The sequence below is a fragment of the Caenispirillum salinarum genome (genome assembly GCF_044803115.1).
GTDB classification, from domain to species: domain Bacteria; phylum Pseudomonadota; class Alphaproteobacteria; order Rhodospirillales; family Rhodospirillaceae; genus Caenispirillum; species Caenispirillum salinarum_A.
In genome coordinates this window covers 2,460,881-2,480,512 of the sequence record NZ_CP085224.1, presented here as the reverse complement: position 1 = coordinate 2,480,512, position 19,632 = coordinate 2,460,881, and the positions used below count along the sequence as shown (strand labels likewise).

Genomic DNA, 19,632 nt, shown 5'->3' with positions numbered 1-19,632 from the left:
GGCAACGGCCTTACTGGCGCGCCCGCTCCACCGTGTTCACCGCCGCGTTGGCGCGCAGGGCAGCGATGATGTTGGTGAGGTGTTTCACGTCGCGCACCTCGATGTCCATGAGCATGTCGAAGAAATCGGTGGTGCGGTTGAGGATTTTCAGGTTCGTGATGTTGCCCAGGTTCTTGGCGATCACCGTCGACAGGGTGCCCAGCGTCCCCGGTTCGTTGGCGACGACCATTTTCACCCGGCCGATGTGCGTGCGGGCTCCGCTGTCGCCCTCCCACGCCAGGTCCAGCCAGCGTTCCGGCTCGTCCGAGAACTGTTCCAGCTGGTCGCAGTCTATGGTGTGGATGGTCACGCCCCGCCCGGTGGTGACGATGCCGACGATGCGATCGCCGGGCAGCGGATGGCAGCAGCGGGCATAGTGCACCGCCATGCCGGGAATAAGCCCCTTGATCTCCACCGCGCCGGGGCCCATTGCCGTGCGCTGGCCGTCCACCTTGCGGTCACCGGCCGCGCCGCCGCCCCGCTTGCGCCGGAAGAACTGCACCACGTTCTCGATGCGCGAGGTCTTCACGCCGGGGTAGACGGCGCCCAGCACCTCCTGCGCGGTGTGGGTGCCCTCGCCCACGATGGCATAAAGGTCCTCGACCGAATCGGCCTTGAAGCGCTTGAGCACGCCGTCGAGGCCCTTTTCGGTCAGGTCGTAGCCTTCATGCTTGAAGGTCCGCTGCAGCAGCTGCCGGCCCAGTTCCACATACTGCGCCCGCGCGGCGCTGCGGATGAAGCGGCGAATGCGGGCACGCGCCTTGCCGGTGGCGACGAAGCGCTCCCACTCCGGCGACGGCGTCTGCGCCTTCGAGGTGATGATCTCCACCTGGTCGCCGTTGTGCAGCACGGTCCGCAGCGGCACCATGCGGCCGTTGACCTTCGACCCCACGCAGGTGTCGCCCACCTGGGTATGAACGGCATAGGCGAAGTCCACCGGGCACGCCCCCGACGGCAGCGCGATCAAATCGCCCTTGGGCGTGAAGCAGAAGACCTGATCCTGGAACATCTCCAGCTTGGTATGTTCCAGGAATTCCTCGGGGCCGCTGGCGTGCTCCAGGATTTCCAGCAATTCGCGCAGCCAGCGGTACTGCCGCCCTTCCACGTTGGGCGCGCCCTGCTTGTAGGACCAGTGCGCCGCGACGCCCAGCTCGGCGATCTCGTGCATGGCCTTGGTGCGGATCTGCACCTCAATGCGGTGTTTTTCCGGACCGATGATGCCCGTGTGCAGGGACTGGTAGCCGTTGGGCTTGGGCGTGGAGATATAGTCCTTGAACCGCCCCGGCACCATCGGATACGCGCCGTGGATGACGCCCAGCGCGCGGTAGCAGTCCTCGACGCTCGGCACGATGATGCGAAACGCCATGATGTCGGACAGTTGCTCGAAGGCGACGTCCTTCATCTGCATCTTCTTGTAGATGCTGAAGGGCGACTTCTCGCGGCCCGACAGTTCCACCTCGACACCGGACTCGGCCAGCACCCGCTTCAGCTCGGCGAGAATGCTGTCGACAAGCCCGCCGCCCTGCTCCCGCAGGTACTGGAGGCGGGTCATGATGGACTCGCGCGCATCCGGGTGGAGTTCCGCAAAGGCGCGGTCCTCCAGTTCCATCTTCCAGGCGTCCATGCCGATGCGCTCGGCGAGCGGCGCATAGATCTCCATGGTCTCGGCCGCGATGCGCTGGCGCTTCTCCGGCTTCTTGATGAAGTGGAGCGTGCGCATGTTGTGCATGCGGTCGGCCAGTTTGACCAGCAGGACCCGGATATCCTCGGACATGGCCAGCAGCAGCTTGCGGAAATTTTCCGCCTGCTTGGCGCTGTCGGAGGTGAGTTCGATGCGGGTCAGCTTGGTGACGCCATCCACCAGCCGCGCGACCTGTTTGCCGAAGAGCTTCTCGATCTCTTCCAGCGTCGCCGGCGTGTCTTCGATGGTGTCGTGCAGAAGTGCTGTGATGATCGACGCGCAGTCCAGACGGTAGTCCGTCAGGATGCCGGCGACCTCCACGGGATGGGAAAAATAGGGGTCGCCGGAGGCCCGCAGCTGCGAGCCGTGCATCTTCATGGCGAAGACGTAGGCGCGGTTCAGCGCGTCCTCGTCCGCCTGCGGGTCGTAGGACGAAACCCGCTCCACCAGTTCGAACTGGCGCATCATGGCGCAAGGCCCTCCGCCCGGCGGGCGGCGGCCGCCGCCCCCTGGAAGAAATCGGCCGCGCGCGCCATGACGTCCTCCGGAACCCTCTTAGAGTTCCTCCTGGCCCTCGTCGGTGGCGGTGCCTTCGGTGTCGTCGGTGGCCTGGGCCACGCCCATGTCCTCCGCCGACATGGCATCGGCTTCCTCGTCGAGGGTGGAGCTTTCCTCCTGGGTGGTCAGCGCGTCGGCGTCGACTTCCTCGACCGGGCTCGCATCGCCCAGTTCACTGGAAAGCTGGCGGCCCTCCAACTGCTCGAACGCCTCTTCCTCCAGTTCGTCCTCGTCGACGTGGCGCTGAAGGCCGTTGATGACGCCTTCCCTCAACTCGGGGACGGCGACGGTTTCCTCGGCAATCTCGCGCAGGGCGACGACGGGGTTCTTGTCGTTATCCCGGTCGACGGTCAGCGGCGCGCCGGCGGACACGTCCCGCGACCGCTGGGCGGCGACCAGCACCAGTTCGAAGCGGTTGGAGACCTTATCGACACAATCTTCGACGGTAACGCGGGCCATCGAGCACTCCAGAAAAACGAGACGAAACAACGAAACGGAAGCAGACTATATATGAGTCCGCCCCGGAGAAAGCAAGGCCATTCCGGGTGTTCAGGCCTGCTCGATCACCTCGCAGGCAGCGACGTCATCGGCCGGCAATGCGGCGACCAGATCGTCCACCGGCCGGCCCGAGCGCGGGTCCACCCAACCGGGCGCCACATCGCGCAAGGGCAGCAGAACGAAGGCCCGCTCCTGCAGGCGCGGATGCGGCACGGTGATGTTGCCCTCCATCACATGCGTTCCATGTGCGATCAGGTCCAGGTCCACCGGACGGGCTGCGTTCGGCACCGTGCGGGCGCGTCCCAGGTCATGCTCGACGGCGTGCAGCACGGCCAGGAGCGCTGCCGGGTCAAGGTCCGTCGCCACGCATGCGACGGCATTGACGTACCATGGCTGGTCCGACGGCGGCCACGGCGGCGTGCGGTACCAGCGCGAGCGCGCAACGGTCCGCACCCCGCGCGCCGCAAGGTCGTCCAGCGCAGCCGCCAGCGTCTCGCGCGGGCCGCCGAGGCGGCTTGGAAGGTTGGCCCCGAGGGCGATCAGAACCGGGCCGTCTGGCTTCAACGGGACGCCTCCTTCATGCGTAGTGTGTCCACGCCAGGGCTCGCTTGCGCGCGCGCGCCCGGGCCCTTACCCTTAACTCAGGGTATCGCCGAAGGCGAGGCCCGAGGTCCGCGCCCGCATTATCGTCGGACCCCATTTCAAAGCCGCCGATATTTCGCGGACCCCGTCGCACGGGTCACCGGGCAGACACATTTTTTGGACAAGGATAATGACCAATGATCTTTTATCCGTCGGAACGCATATCGCTCTTCATTGACGGCTCGAACCTCTATGCCGCCGCCCGGTCGCTGGGCTTCGACATTGATTACAAGCGCCTGCTGGAGTTGTTCGCAGCCAAAGGCCGCCTGATCCGCGCGTTCTATTACACCGCGCTGGTGGAAGACCAGGAGTATTCTCCCATCCGCCCGCTGGTGGACTGGCTGGACTATAACGGCTACACCATGGTCACCAAGCCGACCAAGGAGTTCACCGACGCCACCGGCCGGCGCAAGATCAAGGGCAACATGGACATCGAACTCGCCATCGACGTCATGGAGATGGCCGAGCACGTTGACCACATCGTCCTGTTTTCCGGCGACGGTGATTTCCGCCGTCTGGTGGAGGCCGTGCAGCGCAAGGGCGTGCGCGTGACGGTCGTCTCCACGGTGCGGTCCCAGCCGCCCATGGTGGCCGACGAGTTGCGCCGCCAGGCCGACAACTTCGTGGAACTGCTGGACCTCGAGCCCTCCATCAGCCGCGTGGTGCCGCACCGCCAGCCGCCGCAGGCGCCACAGGCGCCGCAGCAAGGCGACGAGTAGCCCTTCCTTCGCCGCCGCTCGGTCCCGCAGGAAAAAAATGAGGCCGACCGGAGCGCTCCGGTCGGCCTTCATGCATCGGACGGGATGCGGTCTTTGGTCCGGCGTCAGCCCTTCACGAACAGGCCGCGCTTGACGTTGGCCACGGGCGAGCCGCCCTGGGGCGTGACCACCAAGGTCTCGCTGATCTCGATCCCCCAGTCGTCCATCCAGATGCCGGGGATCATGTGGAACACCATGTTGGGCTGAAGGACGGTGGTGTCGCCCGGCCGCAGGCTCATGGTGTGCTCGCCCCAGTCCGGCGGATAGGCGCAGCCGGTGGAGTAGCCGATGCGGCTTTCCTTCACTAGGCCATAGCGCTGGGTGGTCTTGCGCCAGGCTTCCTCCACTTCCTCGCAGGTGGCACCGGGGCGGGCGGCTTCCAGCGCCGCTTCCAGGCCCTCGACCACGATGGCGGCGGTGTCCACCAGCTTCTGCGGCGGGTCGCCCAGGAACAGGGTGCGCGCCATGGGGCTGTGATAGCGGCGGTGCGCGCCGGCGATCTCGATGATCGTGGCCTCGCCCTCGCGGTAGGGCGCCTCGCTCCAGGTCAGGTGCGGCGTCGCCGTGCCGGGGCCCGACGGCAGCATGGGCACGATGGAGGTGTAGTCGCCGCCGAATTCGTGCGTGCCCGAGGTCTGGGCGTGGACGATGTCGGCCACGGCGTCGCACTGGCGGCGGCCCGGCACGATGGCCTGCATGGCGACGTCCATCACCTTTTCCACGATGCGGCCGGCGCGGCGGATCAACTCGATCTCGGTCTCGGACTTGACCGCCCGGACCCAGTTGACCATGCGCGCCGCATCCTTGAAGCGGGCATTGGGCAGGCTGGCCTTCAGGCTCTCCCACGCCATGGCGGAGAAGAAGTAGGCGTCCATCTCCACGCCGATGGTCAGCGTTCCCCAGCCCCGGCCGGAGATGATCTCGGCGACGTAGTTCATGGGGTGGATGTGGCGCTGCTGCACGTAGTGGTCCGGGTAGCCGATGATGTCGTCGTCGGCCAGGAACGTGGTCATGCGCGCCGCCGAGGCATCCATGCCGCGCCCGATCCAGATGGGCGTCGGGTGCTCCAGCGACACCAGCACCACCTGGGGCACGTAGAACGACCAGCCGTCATAGCCGGTCAGGTAGTTCATGTTGGCCGGATCGGCGCACAGCAGAACGTCGACACCCTCCGTCGCCATGCGGTACTTCACGGCGGAGACGCGGCGGTCGTACTCCTCCTGGGAGAACGGCCGCGCGAGAGGCGGTGCACGATCGTGCAGAATAACCGGATTCATGCGTGAAACTCCCGTCCGAGGCCGGCCTTTTGGGCGGCGGCATATGCATGGTTGGCGATAACAGTGTCCTGGACCCCGGTCCCCGTCAGGTCGCAAACGGTGACCGCTTCCTCGGATGGTCGGGCCTCGCCTTCTTCGCGGACGAGAACCCCAAGCTCCACGGCTGGTACGTCCAGGCCGGCGGAGATCGCGTGGTGCAGTTCACCCAAAAGGGCGCACTGCGCGGTCCGGTCGGTGACGAACAGATCGGCGCGCTTGAGCACGGCCGGCTCCAGTTCGTTCTTTTCCGACGCATCGGACCCCATGGCGGTGATATGCAGCCCCGGATGCAGCCATTCGGCGCGGATCAGGGGCTCTCGGGACGGTGTGGTGGTCACGACGACGTCACTGTCTCGTACCACATGCTCGGGCGTGGCCGTCGTGCGAAACCGCACGCCGAGCTTGCCCGACATCTCCTTGGCATAGGCCTCCGCCTTGGCCGTGTCGCGCGCCCAGACGGACACCTCCGTCAGGTCGCGCACCAGGGCCAGCGCCTGCATCTGAAGGCGCGCCTGCTCGCCGGCGCCCAGCACGCCCGCCTTCAGCGGTCCCTTGCGGGCCAGCGCGCGAGCGGCGACGGCGCCTGCGGCGGCGGTGCGCACGGCGGTGAGGTAGCCGTTGTCCAGCATCAGCGCCTCCACCAGCCCGGTGCGGGCGCTCAGCAGCACCATCAGGCCGTTGAGGCTGGGCAGCCCGATCTTCGGATTGTCGAAGAAGCCTGGGCTGACCTTCATGGCGAAAGCGTCGAAGCCCGGCACGAAGGCCGTCTTGACGTCCACCTCGCCGTTGTTCCGCGGGATCGCCATGGAGAGGATCGGCGGCATCTGAACGCCCTCTCCGGCCAGGGCCCTGAAGCCTTCGGCGACCATGTCCACGGCGGTCAGGTCCAGCGGCACGCACTGGCGCAGATCGGCTTCCGTCAGGATGGTCATGGTGGTCGGCATCACGCGGCCTCCATGATCCGGGCGCCCTGCACCGCTGCCTCGGCGGACGGGGCGGAGACGATGCGGGTGAAGGTATCCATGTCGACGTTGCGGCCGGTGACCAGGGCCGCCGTGCGGCCGGGCAGGCGGCCGGTCCTGCCGGCCAGGATTGCCGCCGCGCCGACGGCGGCCGCGCCTTCAGTCACCAGTTGTTCGTGCCGGTAGAGCCAGCGCATGCCGGCGGCGATCTCAGCTTCCGTCAGCAGGATCACATCGTCGATCAGCTCGCGGGTCAGCGCGAAGGTGTGGCGGTTCTTCAGGCCAACGCCGCCGCCGAGGGAGTCGGCGAGCGTCGGCAGTTCCTCCACCGCGACCGGACGGCCGGCGGCAAGACTGGCGTGCATGGCCGCACCCCGCTCCATGGAGATGCCGATCAGCTTGACGTCCGGGCGCTGCGCCTTGATCGCCAGCGCCACACCCGCGAACAGACCGCCGCCCGACAACGGAACCAGCACGGCGGCCAGGTCCGGCGCATCCTCCAGCAGTTCCAGGCCGATGGTGCCCTGGCCCGCGATGATGGCCGGGTCGTCGAAAGGCGCGGCATAGGCCATGCCCTCTTCGGCCACCAGCCGGCGGGCTTCCTCGTCCGCTTCGTCCTGGCTGCGACCGACGATGCGGGCTTCGGCGCCCAGCGCGCGGATGGCGTCAACCTTGTTGGACGGCACCAGCGCCGACATGCAGACGACGGCGCGCACGCCCATGCGGCGCGCGGCCAGGGCCACGGCGCGGCCGTGGTTGCCAGTGGACACCGCAACGACGCCCCTTGCCAGCGATTCGCGCGGCAGCGTGGCGAGCAGGTTCGACGCGCCTCGCAGCTTGAATGCACCGCTGTCCTGGAGTTGCTCCAGCTTCAGGTCGACGGGCACGCCGGCAACGTCCCCCAGGCCCTGCGACGGAACCTGCGGCGTGCGGCGCACCAGCGGCGCGATCCGCGCCCGTGCGGCACCGATCGCGGCGGCGTCCAGAGTGTTGAGGGTGTCGGCGGTACCAGCCATGCCTGCTCCTGTGGGCATCCGGGTGGCATCAAAGCTCTCCCGGAACCATCACTGACAGGTCCTGATCATGTCAATCGCGGAATTGATACCGTGCAATGATTCGGTCACACACTGGGCATTCGCGCCACACTGCGACCGCGCACCCATCGCCCGCGACGCCAAGGCGTCGGCGGTGCGCCGTCAGACGTCCATGAACGCCGGTTCCGGGCGCTGGGACAGGTCTTCCCGCAGGATTTCCAGCGCCTGCTCCAGGTCGGCGCGTGTCTCCACCGACCCCACCGACAGCCGCACCGCATGGGGCGCGGCGGATCGTCCGACGATGAAAGGCTCGGGCGGTGTGATGACCACGCCGCGTTGAAAGGCGTGCCGCACGAAGCCTTCCGCCCGCCATTCGCCCGGCAGTGACAGCCAGACATTGGGACCCGCCGGATGGCTTTTGGTTTCGAAGTCCTCTAGGTACGACGCGGCGATCGCCTGTCGCGCTGCCAATTCACGACGTTGACCTGCGACGATCTCGTCAATGGTCCCGTCGTCGATCCAGCGCGAGGCCAGTTCGGCCACCAGCGGCGTCGCCATCCACGACGTCGTCCGCACCCGCGCGACCAGGCGCTGGGTGTTGCGGCTGGGCCCCACCAGATAGCCCACCCGCAGGCCCGGCACGGTGCACTTGGTCAGGCTGGTGACATAATAGCTGTTGTCGGGATTGAACGACGACAGCGGCGGCGGGCTGTCCTCCACCAGCGGACTGAACACGTCGTCCTCGATGATCGCGATGTCGTGTTCGGCGGCAATGGCGGCGATCTGCTCGCGCCGTTCGGCCGACATGATGGTGCAGGACGGGTTGTTGAGCGTCGGCGTGGTTACCAGCGCCTTGATGCTGCCCTTGGTGGCCGCCGCCGCGAAAGCCTCGGGCATGATGCCCTCGTCGTCGGTCGCCAGGGGCTTGAGGTTGAATTTCAACAGGCTGGACAGGGCGATGATGCCATGGTCCGTCAGGCTGTCGGTGACCACCGTATCCTCGGGCTCCACCACCGCCGAGAGTGCCACGAACATGCCGTGCGAACAGCCGTTGGTGATGACGATGTCGTTGGGGTCGGCCGGCATCCCCAGCCGGTAGAGCCAGCGCGAGGCGGAAATGCGGTGCTCCGTCAGCCCGATGATGGGGCGACACGCCAGCATGGACGCCAGGTCCGGCTCCTCTGCCGCGCCCCGGATGACGTCGCGGATGGCCGTCATCTGATCCGGGATGACGGCGGGGCGGCAGATGGACAGGTCGATCAAGCCCGCCGGATGGCCGTACGTGAAGGTTTCCTCCGTCCGGCGCCGCACGAAGGTGCCCCGCCCCACCTCTCCCTGCACATAGCCGCGGCGCTCGGCCTCCTGGTAGGCGCTGGAGACCGTGTTGACCGAGACCTTCAGCGCGTGGGCGAGATCCCGGCGCGCCGGCAGGCGTTCCCCCGGTGTCAGGTCCCCGCTCTCCACCGCGTCGGCAATGGCGTTCGCCAGGGCCACGTAGGTGGGACCGCTCCGGCCTTTCAGGGAGGGCGTCCAGCTTGTCATGGCAATTTACACTCTGTTCTTGTCGGGAATCGGATGGGCGCGCTAGCCTGCCGGCAGGTGGAGCGCCTACTTTAAAGACATCTGCATCAAATGTCATGGTTCAATGAGCCGCACGCTCAGGCCATGCAAGAAGGGAGCCCGTTCATGTCGCACACCGATCGTCCGGCCGCCGGTTCCGCCACGGACGCCGAGAAGCCGTCCCGCGTGTCCTGCGACGTGGACCTGTCCGCGCCGGGGAAACAGCATGGCGCGCTGACCGTTCCCCACAGCCGCGACGACAGCGCCTGGGGCTCCATCATGGTCCCCATCACCGTCATCAACGGCGGCGACGGTCCGACCATCGTGTTCACCGGCGGCAACCACGGCGACGAGTATGAAGGCCCCATCAGCCTGCTCAAGCTCGCGAACCGTCTGACGGCCGAAGAGATTTCGGGGCGCGTCATCATCCTGCCGGTGATGAACCTGCCGGCGGTGCGCGCGGCCAAGCGGGTCTCTCCCATCGACGGCGTGAACATGAACCGGGCCTTTCCCGGCCGGCGCGACGGCTCCATCACGCAGATGATCTGCCATTTCATCGCCACCTGCATCCTGCCTGAGGCCGACGTTGTGGTGGACATCCATGCCGGCGGCAAGACGCTGGATTTCGTGCCGTCGGCCGTCATCCACGACCTGCCCGACCCGGCCATGATGGAAAAGTCCCTGGCCGCCCTGAAGGCCTTCGGCGCGCCGCTCGGCCTGGTGCTCAAGGAACTGGACAGCGAGGGCATGCTGGACACGGTGGTGGAGGACATGGGCAAGGTATTCATCTCCACGGAACTGGGCGGCAAGGGCACGGCCACGGCCTCGACCGTCGGCATCGCCGACCGCGGCGTTCGCAACATGCTCCGGCATTTCGGCCTGATGGAGCCGACGGCGGAGCCCGACGATCCGCCGGCGGGGGTCACCGAGACCCGCATCATGGGCACGCCCGACGGCGACTGCTTCGTGGTCGGCCGCCACACCGGCCTTTATGAGCCGCTGGTGGACCTTGGCGAACCCGTTAAGGCGGGCCAGCCCATTGGCGCCATTCATGAATTCGAGGTCACGGGCGCGGAACCGGCCGTCTACCACGCCCGACGCGACGGCATCCTCTACTGCCGCCATGTGCCGGGATTGATCCAGCGCGGCGACTGTCTGGCGGTGATCGCCGTCGACCGGTAGGCTTGCCGCATGAAGCTGGATTCGCTTGACCTGAAAATCCTATGCGCCCTCCAGGCGGACGGCCGCATCACCAAACTGAAGCTGGCGGAAGCGGTGAACCTGTCTCCGTCCGCCTGCTTCGAGCGCATGCGCCGGCTGGAGCAGCAGGGGCTCATCACCGGCTATCACGCCGACGTGGACCTGCGGAAGCTGCTGCGGGCGAGCTTCATCTTCGTCGAGGTGACGCTCAAGACCCACCGCCGCGTCGACTTCGACCGCTTCGAAGACCACATCACTGCCGTGCCGGAAGTGCTTGAATGCTATGCCATCGGCGGCGGCGTGGACTACATCCTGAAAATGGTCGCCGTCGATATCGCCCATTACCAGGAGGAGATCGACGCCCTTCTGGAGGCCGATATCGGCATCGACCGCTACTTCACCTACATTGTGACCAAGCCGGTCAAGCGCAGCCTGGAATACCCGGTGCGCGATCTGCTGGCGTGGGACTGACGACGCCGAGGTTTTTTCGGTGTGAGGTGCGGCGGCCGGCGGTTTTTTCCGCTGGTGGCTGGCGCTGTGCGTGGGTCCCAGCTTTCGCTGGGCCGACGATTATTCCGAATTTTCAGCACGTTACCGAAATCCCAGCGGAAGCCGGGGTCCACCACCGGCGTCAACCGTCTCGCACCGCCACAGCCACGAACAGTCACTGCCTCGTTCCGAGGCACATCCTAACCCGCTGACATGCCTGGAAAAACCGCACACACCGCCCAATCTGCGCACACGCCGTAGGCACAATCCTGACATTGACCCCGAAAATCTCTCGGCATGATCCCGTCAGGGCCGCATTTCCGTCGGCATCACCGGCAAACTTCGAAGACACCCACGGCGCCGCCCCTGGCAGAGTGTGACCATACAGTTCAGCCCAGGCCCAGGAGGTTCGGCCCATGACGTACTCGGCTCTGCACACCGGCACGCACGACCTGCCCATTCGCGACGCCGCCCTGCTGCGCCAGCAGGCGTGGCTTGAAGGCCGCTGGCAGGATGCCGACGACGCCCACGCGGTCGAGGTCACCAACCCGGCTGACGGCTCCGTCATCGGCACCGTCCCCGACATGACCGGTCGCGAGACCGCCCGCGCCATCGCCGCCGCGGCCGCCGCCTACCCCGCCTGGCGTGCCATGCTCGCCAAGGAGCGCGCCGCCATCCTGCGCGAGTGGGCCCGCCTGATGCGCGAGCACAAGGAAGACCTCGCCATCATCATGACCTGCGAGCAGGGCAAGCCGCTGTCGGAGGCGCGCGGCGAGATCGACTACGCCATGTCCTTCTTCGACTGGTATGCCGAAGAAGCCGTGCGCATGAACGGCGAGACCATGCCGTCGCACAAGCCCAACAGCCGCGTCTTCGTTACCCGCGAGCCCGTGGGCGTCACCGCCGCCATCACGCCGTGGAACTTCCCCTCGGCCATGATTACCCGCAAGGCCGGCGCGGCGCTGGCCGCCGGCTGCCCGATGATCGTGCGCCCGGCGACGGAAACCCCCTACTCCGCCCTGGCGCTGGCCGAGCTTGGCCGCCGCGCCGGCGTGCCCGGCGGCGTGTTCCAGGTCGTCACCGGCGAGCCGCGCGCCATCGCGACCGCCCTGACCGACAGCCCCGTCGTCCGCAAGGTCAGCTTCACCGGCTCCACCGAGGTCGGCCGCAAGCTGATCGCCCAGTCGGCCGCGACGGTCAAGAAGGTCTCCATGGAGCTGGGCGGCCACGCCCCCTTCATCGCCTTTGACGACGTCAACGTCATGGCCGCCGCCAAGGGCGCGCTCGGGGCCAAGTTCGCCACCACCGGCCAGGACTGCCTGGCGGCCAACCGCATCTACGTGCACGAGCGCATCCACGACGCCTTCGCCCACCACTTCACGGAAATGACCAAGGCCATGAAGATGGGCCCCGGCATGGAAGAGGGCGTGGAGCTTGGCCCGCTGATGTCGGAAAGCGCGGTCCGCAAGTGCGAGGAGCACGTCGAGGACGCAGTCGCCAAGGGTGCCAAGGTCCTCTGCGGCGGCAAACGCAGCGAGCTTGGCGGCACCTTCTACGAGCCCACCGTGCTGATCGGCGTGACCCCGGACATGAAGATCTACCGCGAGGAAACCTTCGGCCCCGTCGCGCCCATCCTCTCCTTCTCCCGCGAGGCGGAGGTGATCGCCAAGGCCAACGACAGCGAATTCGGCCTGGCCGCCTACCTGTATACCCGCGACATCGGCCGCGCCATGCGGGTGTCGGAAGCGCTGGAGTACGGCATGGTCGGCCTGAACACGCCCAGCTTCACCGGTGCGTCCATCCCGTTCGGCGGCTACAAGCAGTCGGGCCTGGGCCGCGAGGGCTCGACCCACGGTCTCGAGGACTACACCGAACTGAAATACACCTGCATCGGATCGATCGACGACGACCTGGAGCCGGAAGCGATCGCGGCCGAATAAGCCGCTGATCAACCACCCTATTTCCAAACTCGAGCATTAACAGGTGACCCTATGACCCACACGGCCGTGCCCAACCTCGACCTGGAGGCGATCGACCGCAACTCCGTCATCCATCCGTTCACCCACCTGAAGGACTACGCGGCGGGCAAGGCCCCGTCGCGGGTGGTGACCGGCGGCTCCGGCATCACCATTACCGACAGCAAGGGCAACGAGATCATCGACGGCTTCGCGGGCCTCTACTGCGTCAACGTCGGGTACGGCCGCGAGGAGATCGCCAAGGCCATCTACGAGCAGGCTAGCCGGCTGGCCTACTACCACGCCTATGCCGGCAACACCAACGAGCCGACCGTGCTGCTGTCCCAGCGCATCCTGGAGATGGCGCCCAACAACATGCAGCGCATCTACTACGGCATGAGCGGGTCCGATGCCAACGAGACCCAGGCGAAGCTCGTGTGGTACTTCAACAACGTGCAGGGACGCCCTGAAAAGAAAAAGATCATCGCCCGCCAGCGCGGCTATCACGGCGGTTCGGTGGTGTCGGGCAGCATGACCGGCCTGCCGGTCTTCCACCACGCCTTCGACCTGCCCGTCAGCCCCATCCGCCACACCACCACGCCGCACTACTACTGGGGCGCGGAAGCCGGCGAGAGCGAGGAAGATTTCGCCACCCGCTGCGCCGACGACCTGGAGCGGATGATCCTGGACGAGGGGCCGGAGACGGTGGCCGCCTTCATCGGCGAGCCGGTGCTGGGCACGGGCGGCATCGTCCCGCCGCCGGCCACCTACTGGGAAAAGATCCAGGCGGTGCTGGAGAAGTACGACGTCCTGCTCATCGCCGACGAGGTGGTGTGCGGCTTCGGCCGGGTCGGCACGCCCTTCGGCAGCCACCTGTACGGTATGAAGCCGGACCTCATCACCGTCGCCAAGGGTCTGACCAGCGCCTATCAGCCGCTGTCCGGCGCCATCGTCGGCGAGAAGGTCTGGAAGGTACTGGAAGGCGCGTCGGACACGCACGGCCCCTTCGCCCACGGCTACACCTACTCCGCCCATCCCTGCGGGGCGGCGGCGGCGCTGGCGAACCTGGACATCATCGAGCGCGAGGACCTGACCGGCAACGCCCGCGACACCGGCGCCTATTTCAACGAGCGCATGAAGGCGGTTTTCCAGGATCATCCGCTGGTGGGCGAGGTGCGCGGCGTGGGGATGCTGGGCGCGCTTGAGTTCGTCGCCCACAAGGGCCGGAAGGAGCGCCTTGACCCCAACCTCAAGGTCGGCGCCCGCATGTCGGCGGCCTGCATGGAGCGCAAGCTGGTGGCCCGCGCCATGCCTCACGGCGACATCCTGGGCTTCGCCCCGCCGCTGTCCATCACGCGGGACGAGGTGGACGAGGTGGTGGCCCGCGCCAAGGGTGCCGTGGACGCCGTCACCGACGAGCTGGTGCGCGAGAACGTGCTGACGGTCGCCTGATCCCGACGCTCCCGTCCGAGCGGGACCAGGCACCAAGAAACCCCGGCGAGGCAGGTCGCAGCGCCTCGGCGGGGTCTTTCTTGTCTAGCAATCAGGCGGGGCTTTAGTCGCCCTGCCTGGGGTGGACGGCCATGCGGTCCATGTCCATCTGGGTCTTCATCTTCTCGTCCTCGGCCGAAAGCGCCTCCACGGCGGCGCGGACGCCCTTGGCGTATTCCGGACTGACCGCCTCGAAGACCTTCATCTGGCGTCCGAGGATTTCTTCGGGCACGCCGTGGATGGCTTCCGCGATGTTGTTGAAAAGACGCTGTTTTTGCCCGTCGTCGAACATCTCGAACAGGGCGCGCGGCTGGCTGAAATCATCCTCCAGCTCATGCTGAACGTAGCGCTGCGCATCACCCGAAACCCGCAGTGGCGGTTCCAGGTACTTGGGGTCCTCCACCGGCCCGCCGAAGGAGTTGGGCTCGTAATAGGCATCCGGCGGGTTGTTGTCGGCGAAGAAGCGCAGCAGGCCGTCCTTGTGGTAGTGGGCGACCGGGCATTTGGGCTGGTTGACCGGCAGCGCCTCGTAATGGCCGCCCAGGCGGTAGCGGTGGGCGTCGGCGTAGGAGAAAATGCGCGCCTGCAGCATCTTGTCCGGCGAAAAGCTGATGCCGCGCACCACGTTCGACGGGCTGAAGGCCGCCTGCTCGACCTGGGCGAAATAGTTGTCGGGGTTGCGATTCAACTCCATCTCGCCGACCTCGATCAGCGGGAAGTCCTTGTGCGGCCACACCTTGGTCAGGTCGAAGGGATTGAAGGGCATCTTTTCCGCCTCTTCCTCCGGCATGACCTGGACGTAGAGCGTCCACTTGGGATAGTCGCCGCGTTCGACCGCACCATACAGCTCTTCCTGATAGCTTTCGCGCGTCTTGCCGATCAGCTCCTTCGCCTCGGCGTTGGTGTAGTGCTTGTGGCCCTGGCGGGTCTTGAAGTGGAACTTCACCCAGTACCGTTCGCCGGCATCGTTCCAGAAGCTGAATGTGTGGCTGCCGTAGCCGTTCATGTACTGCGGGCCCTGCGGCAGGCCGCGGTCGGACATCAGAATCGTGACCTGGTGGATGCTCTCGGGGCACAGCGACCAGAAATCCCACTGCGCCGTCGGGCTGCGCAGGTTGGTGCGCGGGTGGCGCTTCTGAGTGCGGATGAAGTCCGGGAACTTGTAGGGATCGCGCACGAAGAAGATGGGCGTATTGTTGCCCACCAGGTCCCAGTTGCCCTCTTCCGTGTAGAACTTCACGGAAAAGCCGCGCACGTCGCGCTCGGCGTCGGCCGCGCCCTGCTCGCCGGCCACCGTGGAGAAGCGCGCCAAAAGGTCGGTCTTCTTGCCGGCTTCCGCGAATATCTTGGCGTTGGTGTACTTGCTGATGTCGTTGGTCACCGTGAAGGTGCCGAAGGCGCCCCAGCCCTTGGCGTGGACCACGCGCTCGGGGATGCGTTCGCGGTTCTGGTGGGCCAGCTTTTCGACCAGTTGGTAGTCCTGCAGAAGCAGCGGGCCGCGCGGCCCGGCGGTCAAGGCGTGCTGATTGTCGCCGACTGGCGCGCCTGCCGTGGTGGTAAGTTTCGGACGATCGGCCATTTGGTTTCCCTTTCGCCGGAAGGAGACGGAAAGCGGATGCCGAAGCGCCCGCTTGTTTCGCGAAAGGTCAACGATGATCCGCCGCTTGCAGGTTCATTGAAAGGAGGCGGCCTTTTGATCGGCTCAGCCGCTTGATCCGGTCTCCACCGGCGCCCACAGCACGTCGGCGATGTCGTCCACCCCGGCCGCCAGCATCACCAGGCGGTCCAGGCCCAGTGCGATGCCGGCGCAGTCCGGCAGGCCGTGCTCCAGGGCCGCCAGGAAATCCTCGTCGAGCGGGTAACGCTCGCCGTAGAGATGTTCCTTCACGGCCATGTCGTGCTCGAACCGCCGGCGCTGCTCTGCCGGGTCTGTCAGTTCAGCGAAGGCGTTCGCCAGTTCCAGTCCGTCGACGTACAGCTCGAACCGCTCCGCTACGCGCGGATCATCGGGGCTGCGCCGCGACAGGGCCGCCATGCAGGCGGGATAGCTGTGCAGGATCACCGGCCTTCCCTCGGTTCCCAGGTGCGGCTCGATGTGCTCCAGCAGCAGGCGGAAGAACACATCGTCCCAGCGGTCCCCCTCCCTCGCGTCATGGCCGCGCCGCGCCGCTTGCGCCTTGATGCCGGCCGGGTCGGGATCAAGCGCCTCGGGGTCGGGGATGGTGTTCAGCACGCTGAAGCCGCACCAGCGGATGAATGCGTCCTCCACCGACAGGCGCTCGGCCGGCAGCGGCGAAACGCCCGTTTCCGAGAGAATGCGGTCGCAGTCGTCCATCAGCGCCTCCAGTCCCTCCCCGGCCCGGTACCACTCCAGCATGGTGAATTCGGGGCTGTGGGTGGGGGACCGGTTCTCGTTCCGCCACACCTTCGCCATCTGGTAGATGCGCGGCAGCCCGCCCGCCAGCAGCTTCTTCATGGCGAACTCGGGGCTGGTGTGCAGGTAGAGCCGCGCATCCGGGCCGCCCAGCGCATCGTGAAGCGTGGTCTCGAACGCCTTCAGGTGCGGCTCCAGCCCCGGCGACACCTGAAGCGCCGGCGTCTCCACCTCCAGGAAGCCCTGGCTGTCGAAGAAGCGGCGCAGGGTGGCGACGACGCGGGCGCGGGTGCGCAAGGCCGGCAGACGATCCGCCAGGGCGTCGGGATGCCACCAGCGGCGGCCGGAAGGGGAGCGGGTCATGGGCGGCGTCCTTCAAGGGCTTTCAAAGGCGCCGCGCGGCGCCATGGGCCGTGGTTGCCAAGGGTCGGGCAACCTGATAGAACCCGGCAACCCCACAAATCAACCATTCTCATCCGTTGGGTGACTTCCCATGAAGATCCAGGCCAATACGATTCGCCCCGGGAACGTTCTCGAGCACCAGGGCAAGCAGTGGGCCGTTACCAAGATCCAGCTCATCCAGCCGGGCAAGGGTAACGCCTTCATCGCCGTCGAGATGCGTGACGTCGAGACCGGCACCAAGACCAACGAGCGCTGGCGCACCGCCGACAGCGTCGAAAAGCTGGACGTCCGGCAGATCGACTGCACCTACCTGTTCAAGGACGACGCGGGTTTCCATTTCATGGACAAGGAAACCTTCGACCAGTTCAACATGCCCGAGGACGCGCTTGGCGAAAAGGGCGCCTTCCTGCAGGACGGCATGGACGTCACCGTCGACACCATCGAGGGCAAGCCGGTGTCGGTGAACCTGCCGCAGACCGTGGTGCTGGAGGTCGTTGAGGCCGACGCCGTGGTGAAGGGCCAGACCCAGTCCAGCTCCTACAAGCCGGGCATCCTGGAGAACGGCCTCAAGGTCATGATCCCGCCGTTCATCGAGGCCGGCACCAAGATCGTGGTCAACACCGAGGACACCTCCTACGTCGAACGCTACAAGGGCTGAGGCGTAGACACGGCATGGCTCTTCGCAGCGCAAATCTCAACGTCATGGTCAACGCCGCCAAGAAGGCCGGCCGCGCCATGGCTCGCGACTTCGGCGAGGTCGAACAGTTGCAGGTGTCCGTCAAGGGCCCCAGCGACTTCGTGACCGCCGCCGACGTCAAGGCCGAAAAACTGCTCAAGGCGGAACTCACCAAGGCACGCCCCGGCTGGGGCTTCCTGGGCGAGGAAACCGGCGAGCAGAAGCCCGACGAGTTCAGCGACCACCGCTGGATCGTCGATCCCATCGACGGCACCACCAACTTCGTCCACGGCATCCCCCACTTCGCCATCTCCATCGGGCTGGAGCGGGCGGGCGAGGTCATCGCCGGCGTCATCTACAACCCGGTGACCGACGATCTGTTCTGGGGCGAGAAAGGCGCGGGCGCCTTCCACAACGACCGCCGCCTGCGCGTTGCCGGCCGCCAGCGGCTGGACCAGGCCGTCATCGGCACCGGCATCCCGCACCTGGGCCGGGGCGAGCACGGGCCCTACCTGCGGGAACTGGCGCATGTCATGACCTCGACGGCCGGCGTGCGGCGCTTCGGTGCGGCCTCGCTGGACCTGGCCTTCGTCGCCGCCGGGCGCTACGACGGTTTCTGGGAACACGGCCTGAAGCCCTGGGACGTGGCGGCGGGCATCCTGCTCATCAAGGAGGCCGGCGGCTTCGTCGAGGACCTGGGCGGCAAGGGAAATCCGTTGTTCAGCGGCAATATCGTGGCCGCCAACGAAAAGCTGCTCACGCCGCTGCGCGACATGCTGCGCAAGGCAAACGCTTGATCGTTCTCGGGAAATCGGCGCTCTCCCGTTGCCCCTGAACGGTGCGGTGATATATACACATACTGGAACACCCTGAAGGTGTAGCGCCTTCAGGGTGTGCCTGTGTCACAGCGCGGAGGCTCCCGCCCGTCCCATGACCCGATCGCCTCGCCGTTGCCTTCTGGCCGCCGGACTGGCCGCGATGGTGTTGCCCGTGGCGCCCGTCGCCGCCGGGGCAGCGGACAGCCCCTACGTGGATCGCCCGGTCATCGGGGGCGGCGCTGTCTTTCCCGACCCTACCGCGCCGCGCTCCCGGCTGCTGGTCGAGCCGCCGCGGCAGGGTCCGCAAGGCGTGACCCCGCGCCGGACGCCCGCCCGTCCCGCTCCAGCTTTGCAGCCGGCTCCGCAGCCCGCTCCGCAGCCAGAGGCCGCACCCGAGCCGGCTGCGCCCAAGACGCCGCTGGCGCCGAAACCCGAACGCAAGGCGAAACGCACCGCGGCGCCGCCGCAGGAAAAGCCGGTGCCGCCTGCCGCCGCCGTGCCTGCCCCCGCTCCCGCCAAGCCGACCACGCCCGCCGTGGCCGAGGCACCGCCGGCGCGGCCCGACGTCAAGCCGGACGCACCCGCCGCCGCACCGACGCCGTCGCCCGCACCGACCAAGCCCGAGGCGCCCGAGACAGCCGAACAGACGGACACCGCAGCCGCCGCCGTGCCGGCGCCGCCGCCCCTGCCCGACCTGCCGCCTGCCCGCCCGGCCGAGGCCGCCGATGCGGCACCTCGGCCGACGGCCAAGCCGGCGCAGGACGAAGCCGCGGTGCAGCAGGCCTCCACGCCGTCGCAGCCCGAGGCCGAGGCCGCCATGGCATCCGAACAGCAGGCCGCCCTGCCCGGCGACGCCGACGGCGACCGGCTTACCGTCGCCTTCGCGCCCAATGTCGCCGAACCGCCCGAGGATGCCGTGGGCTCGCTGGAGGCGCTGGCGGCCCGGCTGGACCGAAACCCGTCGCTGCGCCTGCGCCTGAACGCCTACGCGCCCGGCTCCGAGGCCGAGGAGAGCCGCAGCCGCCGCCTCTCGCTGTCGCGCGCCCTTGCCGTGCGGTCGCGCCTGGTCGACGCCGGCATCAGCTCCACCCGCATCGAGGTGCGGGCGCTGGGCAACACCGCCACCGACGGGTCGCTGGACCGCGTCGACGTCATCGTGCTGGAGCGCTGACGGTGCCC

17 protein-coding genes are annotated in these 19,632 nt (G+C 67.2%); 8 read left to right on the top strand and 9 right to left on the bottom strand.

Translation table 11 applies throughout. The features are described 5' to 3' along the window. Positions 1-10: 10 nt before the first annotated feature. The 3 genes from LG334_RS11390 to folK all read right to left on the bottom strand — a co-directional run bounded on the left by LG334_RS11390 (position 11) and on the right by folK (position 3,340). The gene (locus tag LG334_RS11390) at positions 11-2,188 is read right to left on the bottom strand and encodes a RelA/SpoT family protein (protein ID WP_404386193.1); all 2,178 of its coding nucleotides are present in this window, start codon (positions 2,186-2,188) and stop codon (positions 11-13) included. A gap of 87 nt (positions 2,189-2,275) precedes the next feature. Further along, positions 2,276-2,737 carry a DNA-directed RNA polymerase subunit omega gene (gene rpoZ / locus LG334_RS11385; protein ID WP_404386191.1) on the bottom strand — a complete coding sequence of 154 codons (462 nt, stop codon included), beginning with the start codon at positions 2,735-2,737 and terminating at the stop codon, positions 2,276-2,278. Between the two features lie 90 nt (positions 2,738-2,827). Beyond that, complete coding sequence (folK, locus tag LG334_RS11380) at positions 2,828-3,340, bottom strand: 2-amino-4-hydroxy-6-hydroxymethyldihydropteridine diphosphokinase (protein WP_404386189.1); 513 nt, start codon at positions 3,338-3,340, stop codon at positions 2,828-2,830. Between the two features lie 215 nt (positions 3,341-3,555). Here folK and LG334_RS11375 point away from each other — a divergent pair, with 215 nt between their 5' ends. Continuing rightward, positions 3,556-4,137 carry an NYN domain-containing protein gene (locus LG334_RS11375; protein ID WP_404386188.1) on the top strand — a complete coding sequence of 194 codons (582 nt, stop codon included), beginning with the start codon at positions 3,556-3,558 and terminating at the stop codon, positions 4,135-4,137. A gap of 104 nt (positions 4,138-4,241) precedes the next feature. On the opposite strand, the gene LG334_RS11370 is transcribed toward LG334_RS11375, so the two are convergent. The 4 genes from LG334_RS11370 to LG334_RS11355 form a co-directional block, all read right to left on the bottom strand. Then, complete coding sequence (locus LG334_RS11370) at positions 4,242-5,453, bottom strand: M24 family metallopeptidase (RefSeq protein WP_404386186.1); 1,212 nt, start codon at positions 5,451-5,453, stop codon at positions 4,242-4,244. Continuing rightward, a complete protein-coding gene (locus LG334_RS11365; RefSeq protein WP_404386185.1) occupies positions 5,450-6,436 on the bottom strand; it encodes a cyclodeaminase in 987 nt (328 codons plus the stop codon). Before LG334_RS11365 ends, LG334_RS11370 begins: the two co-directional genes overlap by 4 nt. Next, the gene (gene eutB, locus LG334_RS11360; protein WP_404386183.1) at positions 6,436-7,470 is read right to left on the bottom strand and encodes a hydroxyectoine utilization dehydratase EutB; all 1,035 of its coding nucleotides are present in this window, start codon (positions 7,468-7,470) and stop codon (positions 6,436-6,438) included. The genes LG334_RS11365 and eutB overlap by 1 nt, the downstream gene beginning before the upstream one ends. Before the next feature lie 180 nt (positions 7,471-7,650). Then, positions 7,651-9,030, bottom strand: coding sequence for a PLP-dependent aminotransferase family protein (locus LG334_RS11355; protein ID WP_404386181.1), 1,380 nt, complete (start codon positions 9,028-9,030; stop codon positions 7,651-7,653). Between the two features lie 144 nt (positions 9,031-9,174). Here LG334_RS11355 and doeB point away from each other — a divergent pair, with 144 nt between their 5' ends. From doeB to LG334_RS11335, 4 genes are all read left to right on the top strand, one after another. Next, entirely contained in the window at positions 9,175-10,230 is a 1,056-nt protein-coding gene (gene doeB / locus LG334_RS11350) for a N(2)-acetyl-L-2,4-diaminobutanoate deacetylase DoeB (RefSeq protein ID WP_404386179.1), read from the top strand. A 9-nt stretch (positions 10,231-10,239) separates the two neighbouring features. Continuing rightward, positions 10,240-10,719, top strand: coding sequence for an Lrp/AsnC family transcriptional regulator (locus LG334_RS11345; protein WP_404386177.1), 480 nt, complete (start codon positions 10,240-10,242; stop codon positions 10,717-10,719). A gap of 434 nt (positions 10,720-11,153) precedes the next feature. Further along, complete coding sequence (locus LG334_RS11340; protein ID WP_404386175.1) at positions 11,154-12,677, top strand: NAD-dependent succinate-semialdehyde dehydrogenase; 1,524 nt, start codon at positions 11,154-11,156, stop codon at positions 12,675-12,677. A gap of 51 nt (positions 12,678-12,728) precedes the next feature. Continuing rightward, entirely contained in the window at positions 12,729-14,144 is a 1,416-nt protein-coding gene (locus LG334_RS11335) for an aminotransferase (protein WP_404386173.1), read from the top strand. A gap of 103 nt (positions 14,145-14,247) precedes the next feature. On the opposite strand, the gene LG334_RS11330 is transcribed toward LG334_RS11335, so the two are convergent. After that, positions 14,248-15,762 carry a catalase gene (locus LG334_RS11330; RefSeq protein ID WP_404386171.1) on the bottom strand — a complete coding sequence of 505 codons (1,515 nt, stop codon included), beginning with the start codon at positions 15,760-15,762 and terminating at the stop codon, positions 14,248-14,250. 123 nt (positions 15,763-15,885) lie between these two features. After that, positions 15,886-16,920 carry an EF-P lysine aminoacylase EpmA gene (epmA, locus tag LG334_RS11325; protein ID WP_404386169.1) on the bottom strand — a complete coding sequence of 345 codons (1,035 nt, stop codon included), beginning with the start codon at positions 16,918-16,920 and terminating at the stop codon, positions 15,886-15,888. Between the two features lie 130 nt (positions 16,921-17,050). Here epmA and efp point away from each other — a divergent pair, with 130 nt between their 5' ends. From efp to LG334_RS11310, 3 genes are all read left to right on the top strand, one after another. Continuing rightward, positions 17,051-17,617 (top strand): elongation factor P, encoded by a 567-nt coding sequence (gene efp / locus LG334_RS11320; RefSeq protein WP_404386167.1) that lies wholly within the window; start codon positions 17,051-17,053, stop codon positions 17,615-17,617. Positions 17,618-17,631: 14 nt separating this feature from the next. Beyond that, entirely contained in the window at positions 17,632-18,432 is an 801-nt protein-coding gene (locus LG334_RS11315) for an inositol monophosphatase family protein (RefSeq protein WP_404386165.1), read from the top strand. A gap of 133 nt (positions 18,433-18,565) precedes the next feature. Further along, positions 18,566-19,624, top strand: a complete 1,059-nt coding sequence (locus LG334_RS11310) for an OmpA family protein (protein WP_404386163.1) — start codon at positions 18,566-18,568, stop codon at positions 19,622-19,624. The last annotated feature ends 8 nt before the right edge of the window (positions 19,625-19,632 follow it).

Excerpts from the sequence above, each read along its gene's own strand:
- LG334_RS11390 (WP_404386193.1), bottom strand. The coding sequence starts at position 2,188 with ATGATGCGCCAGTTCGAACTGGTGGAGCGGGTTTCGTCCTACGACCCG.
- rpoZ (WP_404386191.1), bottom strand. The coding sequence starts at position 2,737 with ATGGCCCGCGTTACCGTCGAAGATTGTGTCGATAAGGTCTCCAACCGC.
- LG334_RS11375 (WP_404386188.1), top strand. The coding sequence starts at position 3,556 with ATGATCTTTTATCCGTCGGAACGCATATCGCTCTTCATTGACGGCTCG.
- LG334_RS11370 (WP_404386186.1), bottom strand. The coding sequence starts at position 5,453 with ATGAATCCGGTTATTCTGCACGATCGTGCACCGCCTCTCGCGCGGCCG.
- LG334_RS11365 (WP_404386185.1), bottom strand. The coding sequence starts at position 6,436 with ATGCCGACCACCATGACCATCCTGACGGAAGCCGATCTGCGCCAGTGC.
- eutB (WP_404386183.1), bottom strand. The coding sequence starts at position 7,470 with ATGGCTGGTACCGCCGACACCCTCAACACTCTGGACGCCGCCGCGATC.
- LG334_RS11355 (WP_404386181.1), bottom strand. The coding sequence starts at position 9,030 with ATGACAAGCTGGACGCCCTCCCTGAAAGGCCGGAGCGGTCCCACCTAC.
- doeB (WP_404386179.1), top strand. The coding sequence starts at position 9,175 with ATGTCGCACACCGATCGTCCGGCCGCCGGTTCCGCCACGGACGCCGAG.
- LG334_RS11345 (WP_404386177.1), top strand. The coding sequence starts at position 10,240 with ATGAAGCTGGATTCGCTTGACCTGAAAATCCTATGCGCCCTCCAGGCG.
- LG334_RS11340 (WP_404386175.1), top strand. The coding sequence starts at position 11,154 with ATGACGTACTCGGCTCTGCACACCGGCACGCACGACCTGCCCATTCGC.
- LG334_RS11335 (WP_404386173.1), top strand. The coding sequence starts at position 12,729 with ATGACCCACACGGCCGTGCCCAACCTCGACCTGGAGGCGATCGACCGC.
- LG334_RS11330 (WP_404386171.1), bottom strand. The coding sequence starts at position 15,762 with ATGGCCGATCGTCCGAAACTTACCACCACGGCAGGCGCGCCAGTCGGC.
- epmA (WP_404386169.1), bottom strand. The coding sequence starts at position 16,920 with ATGACCCGCTCCCCTTCCGGCCGCCGCTGGTGGCATCCCGACGCCCTG.
- efp (WP_404386167.1), top strand. The coding sequence starts at position 17,051 with ATGAAGATCCAGGCCAATACGATTCGCCCCGGGAACGTTCTCGAGCAC.
- LG334_RS11315 (WP_404386165.1), top strand. The coding sequence starts at position 17,632 with ATGGCTCTTCGCAGCGCAAATCTCAACGTCATGGTCAACGCCGCCAAG.
- LG334_RS11310 (WP_404386163.1), top strand. The coding sequence starts at position 18,566 with ATGACCCGATCGCCTCGCCGTTGCCTTCTGGCCGCCGGACTGGCCGCG.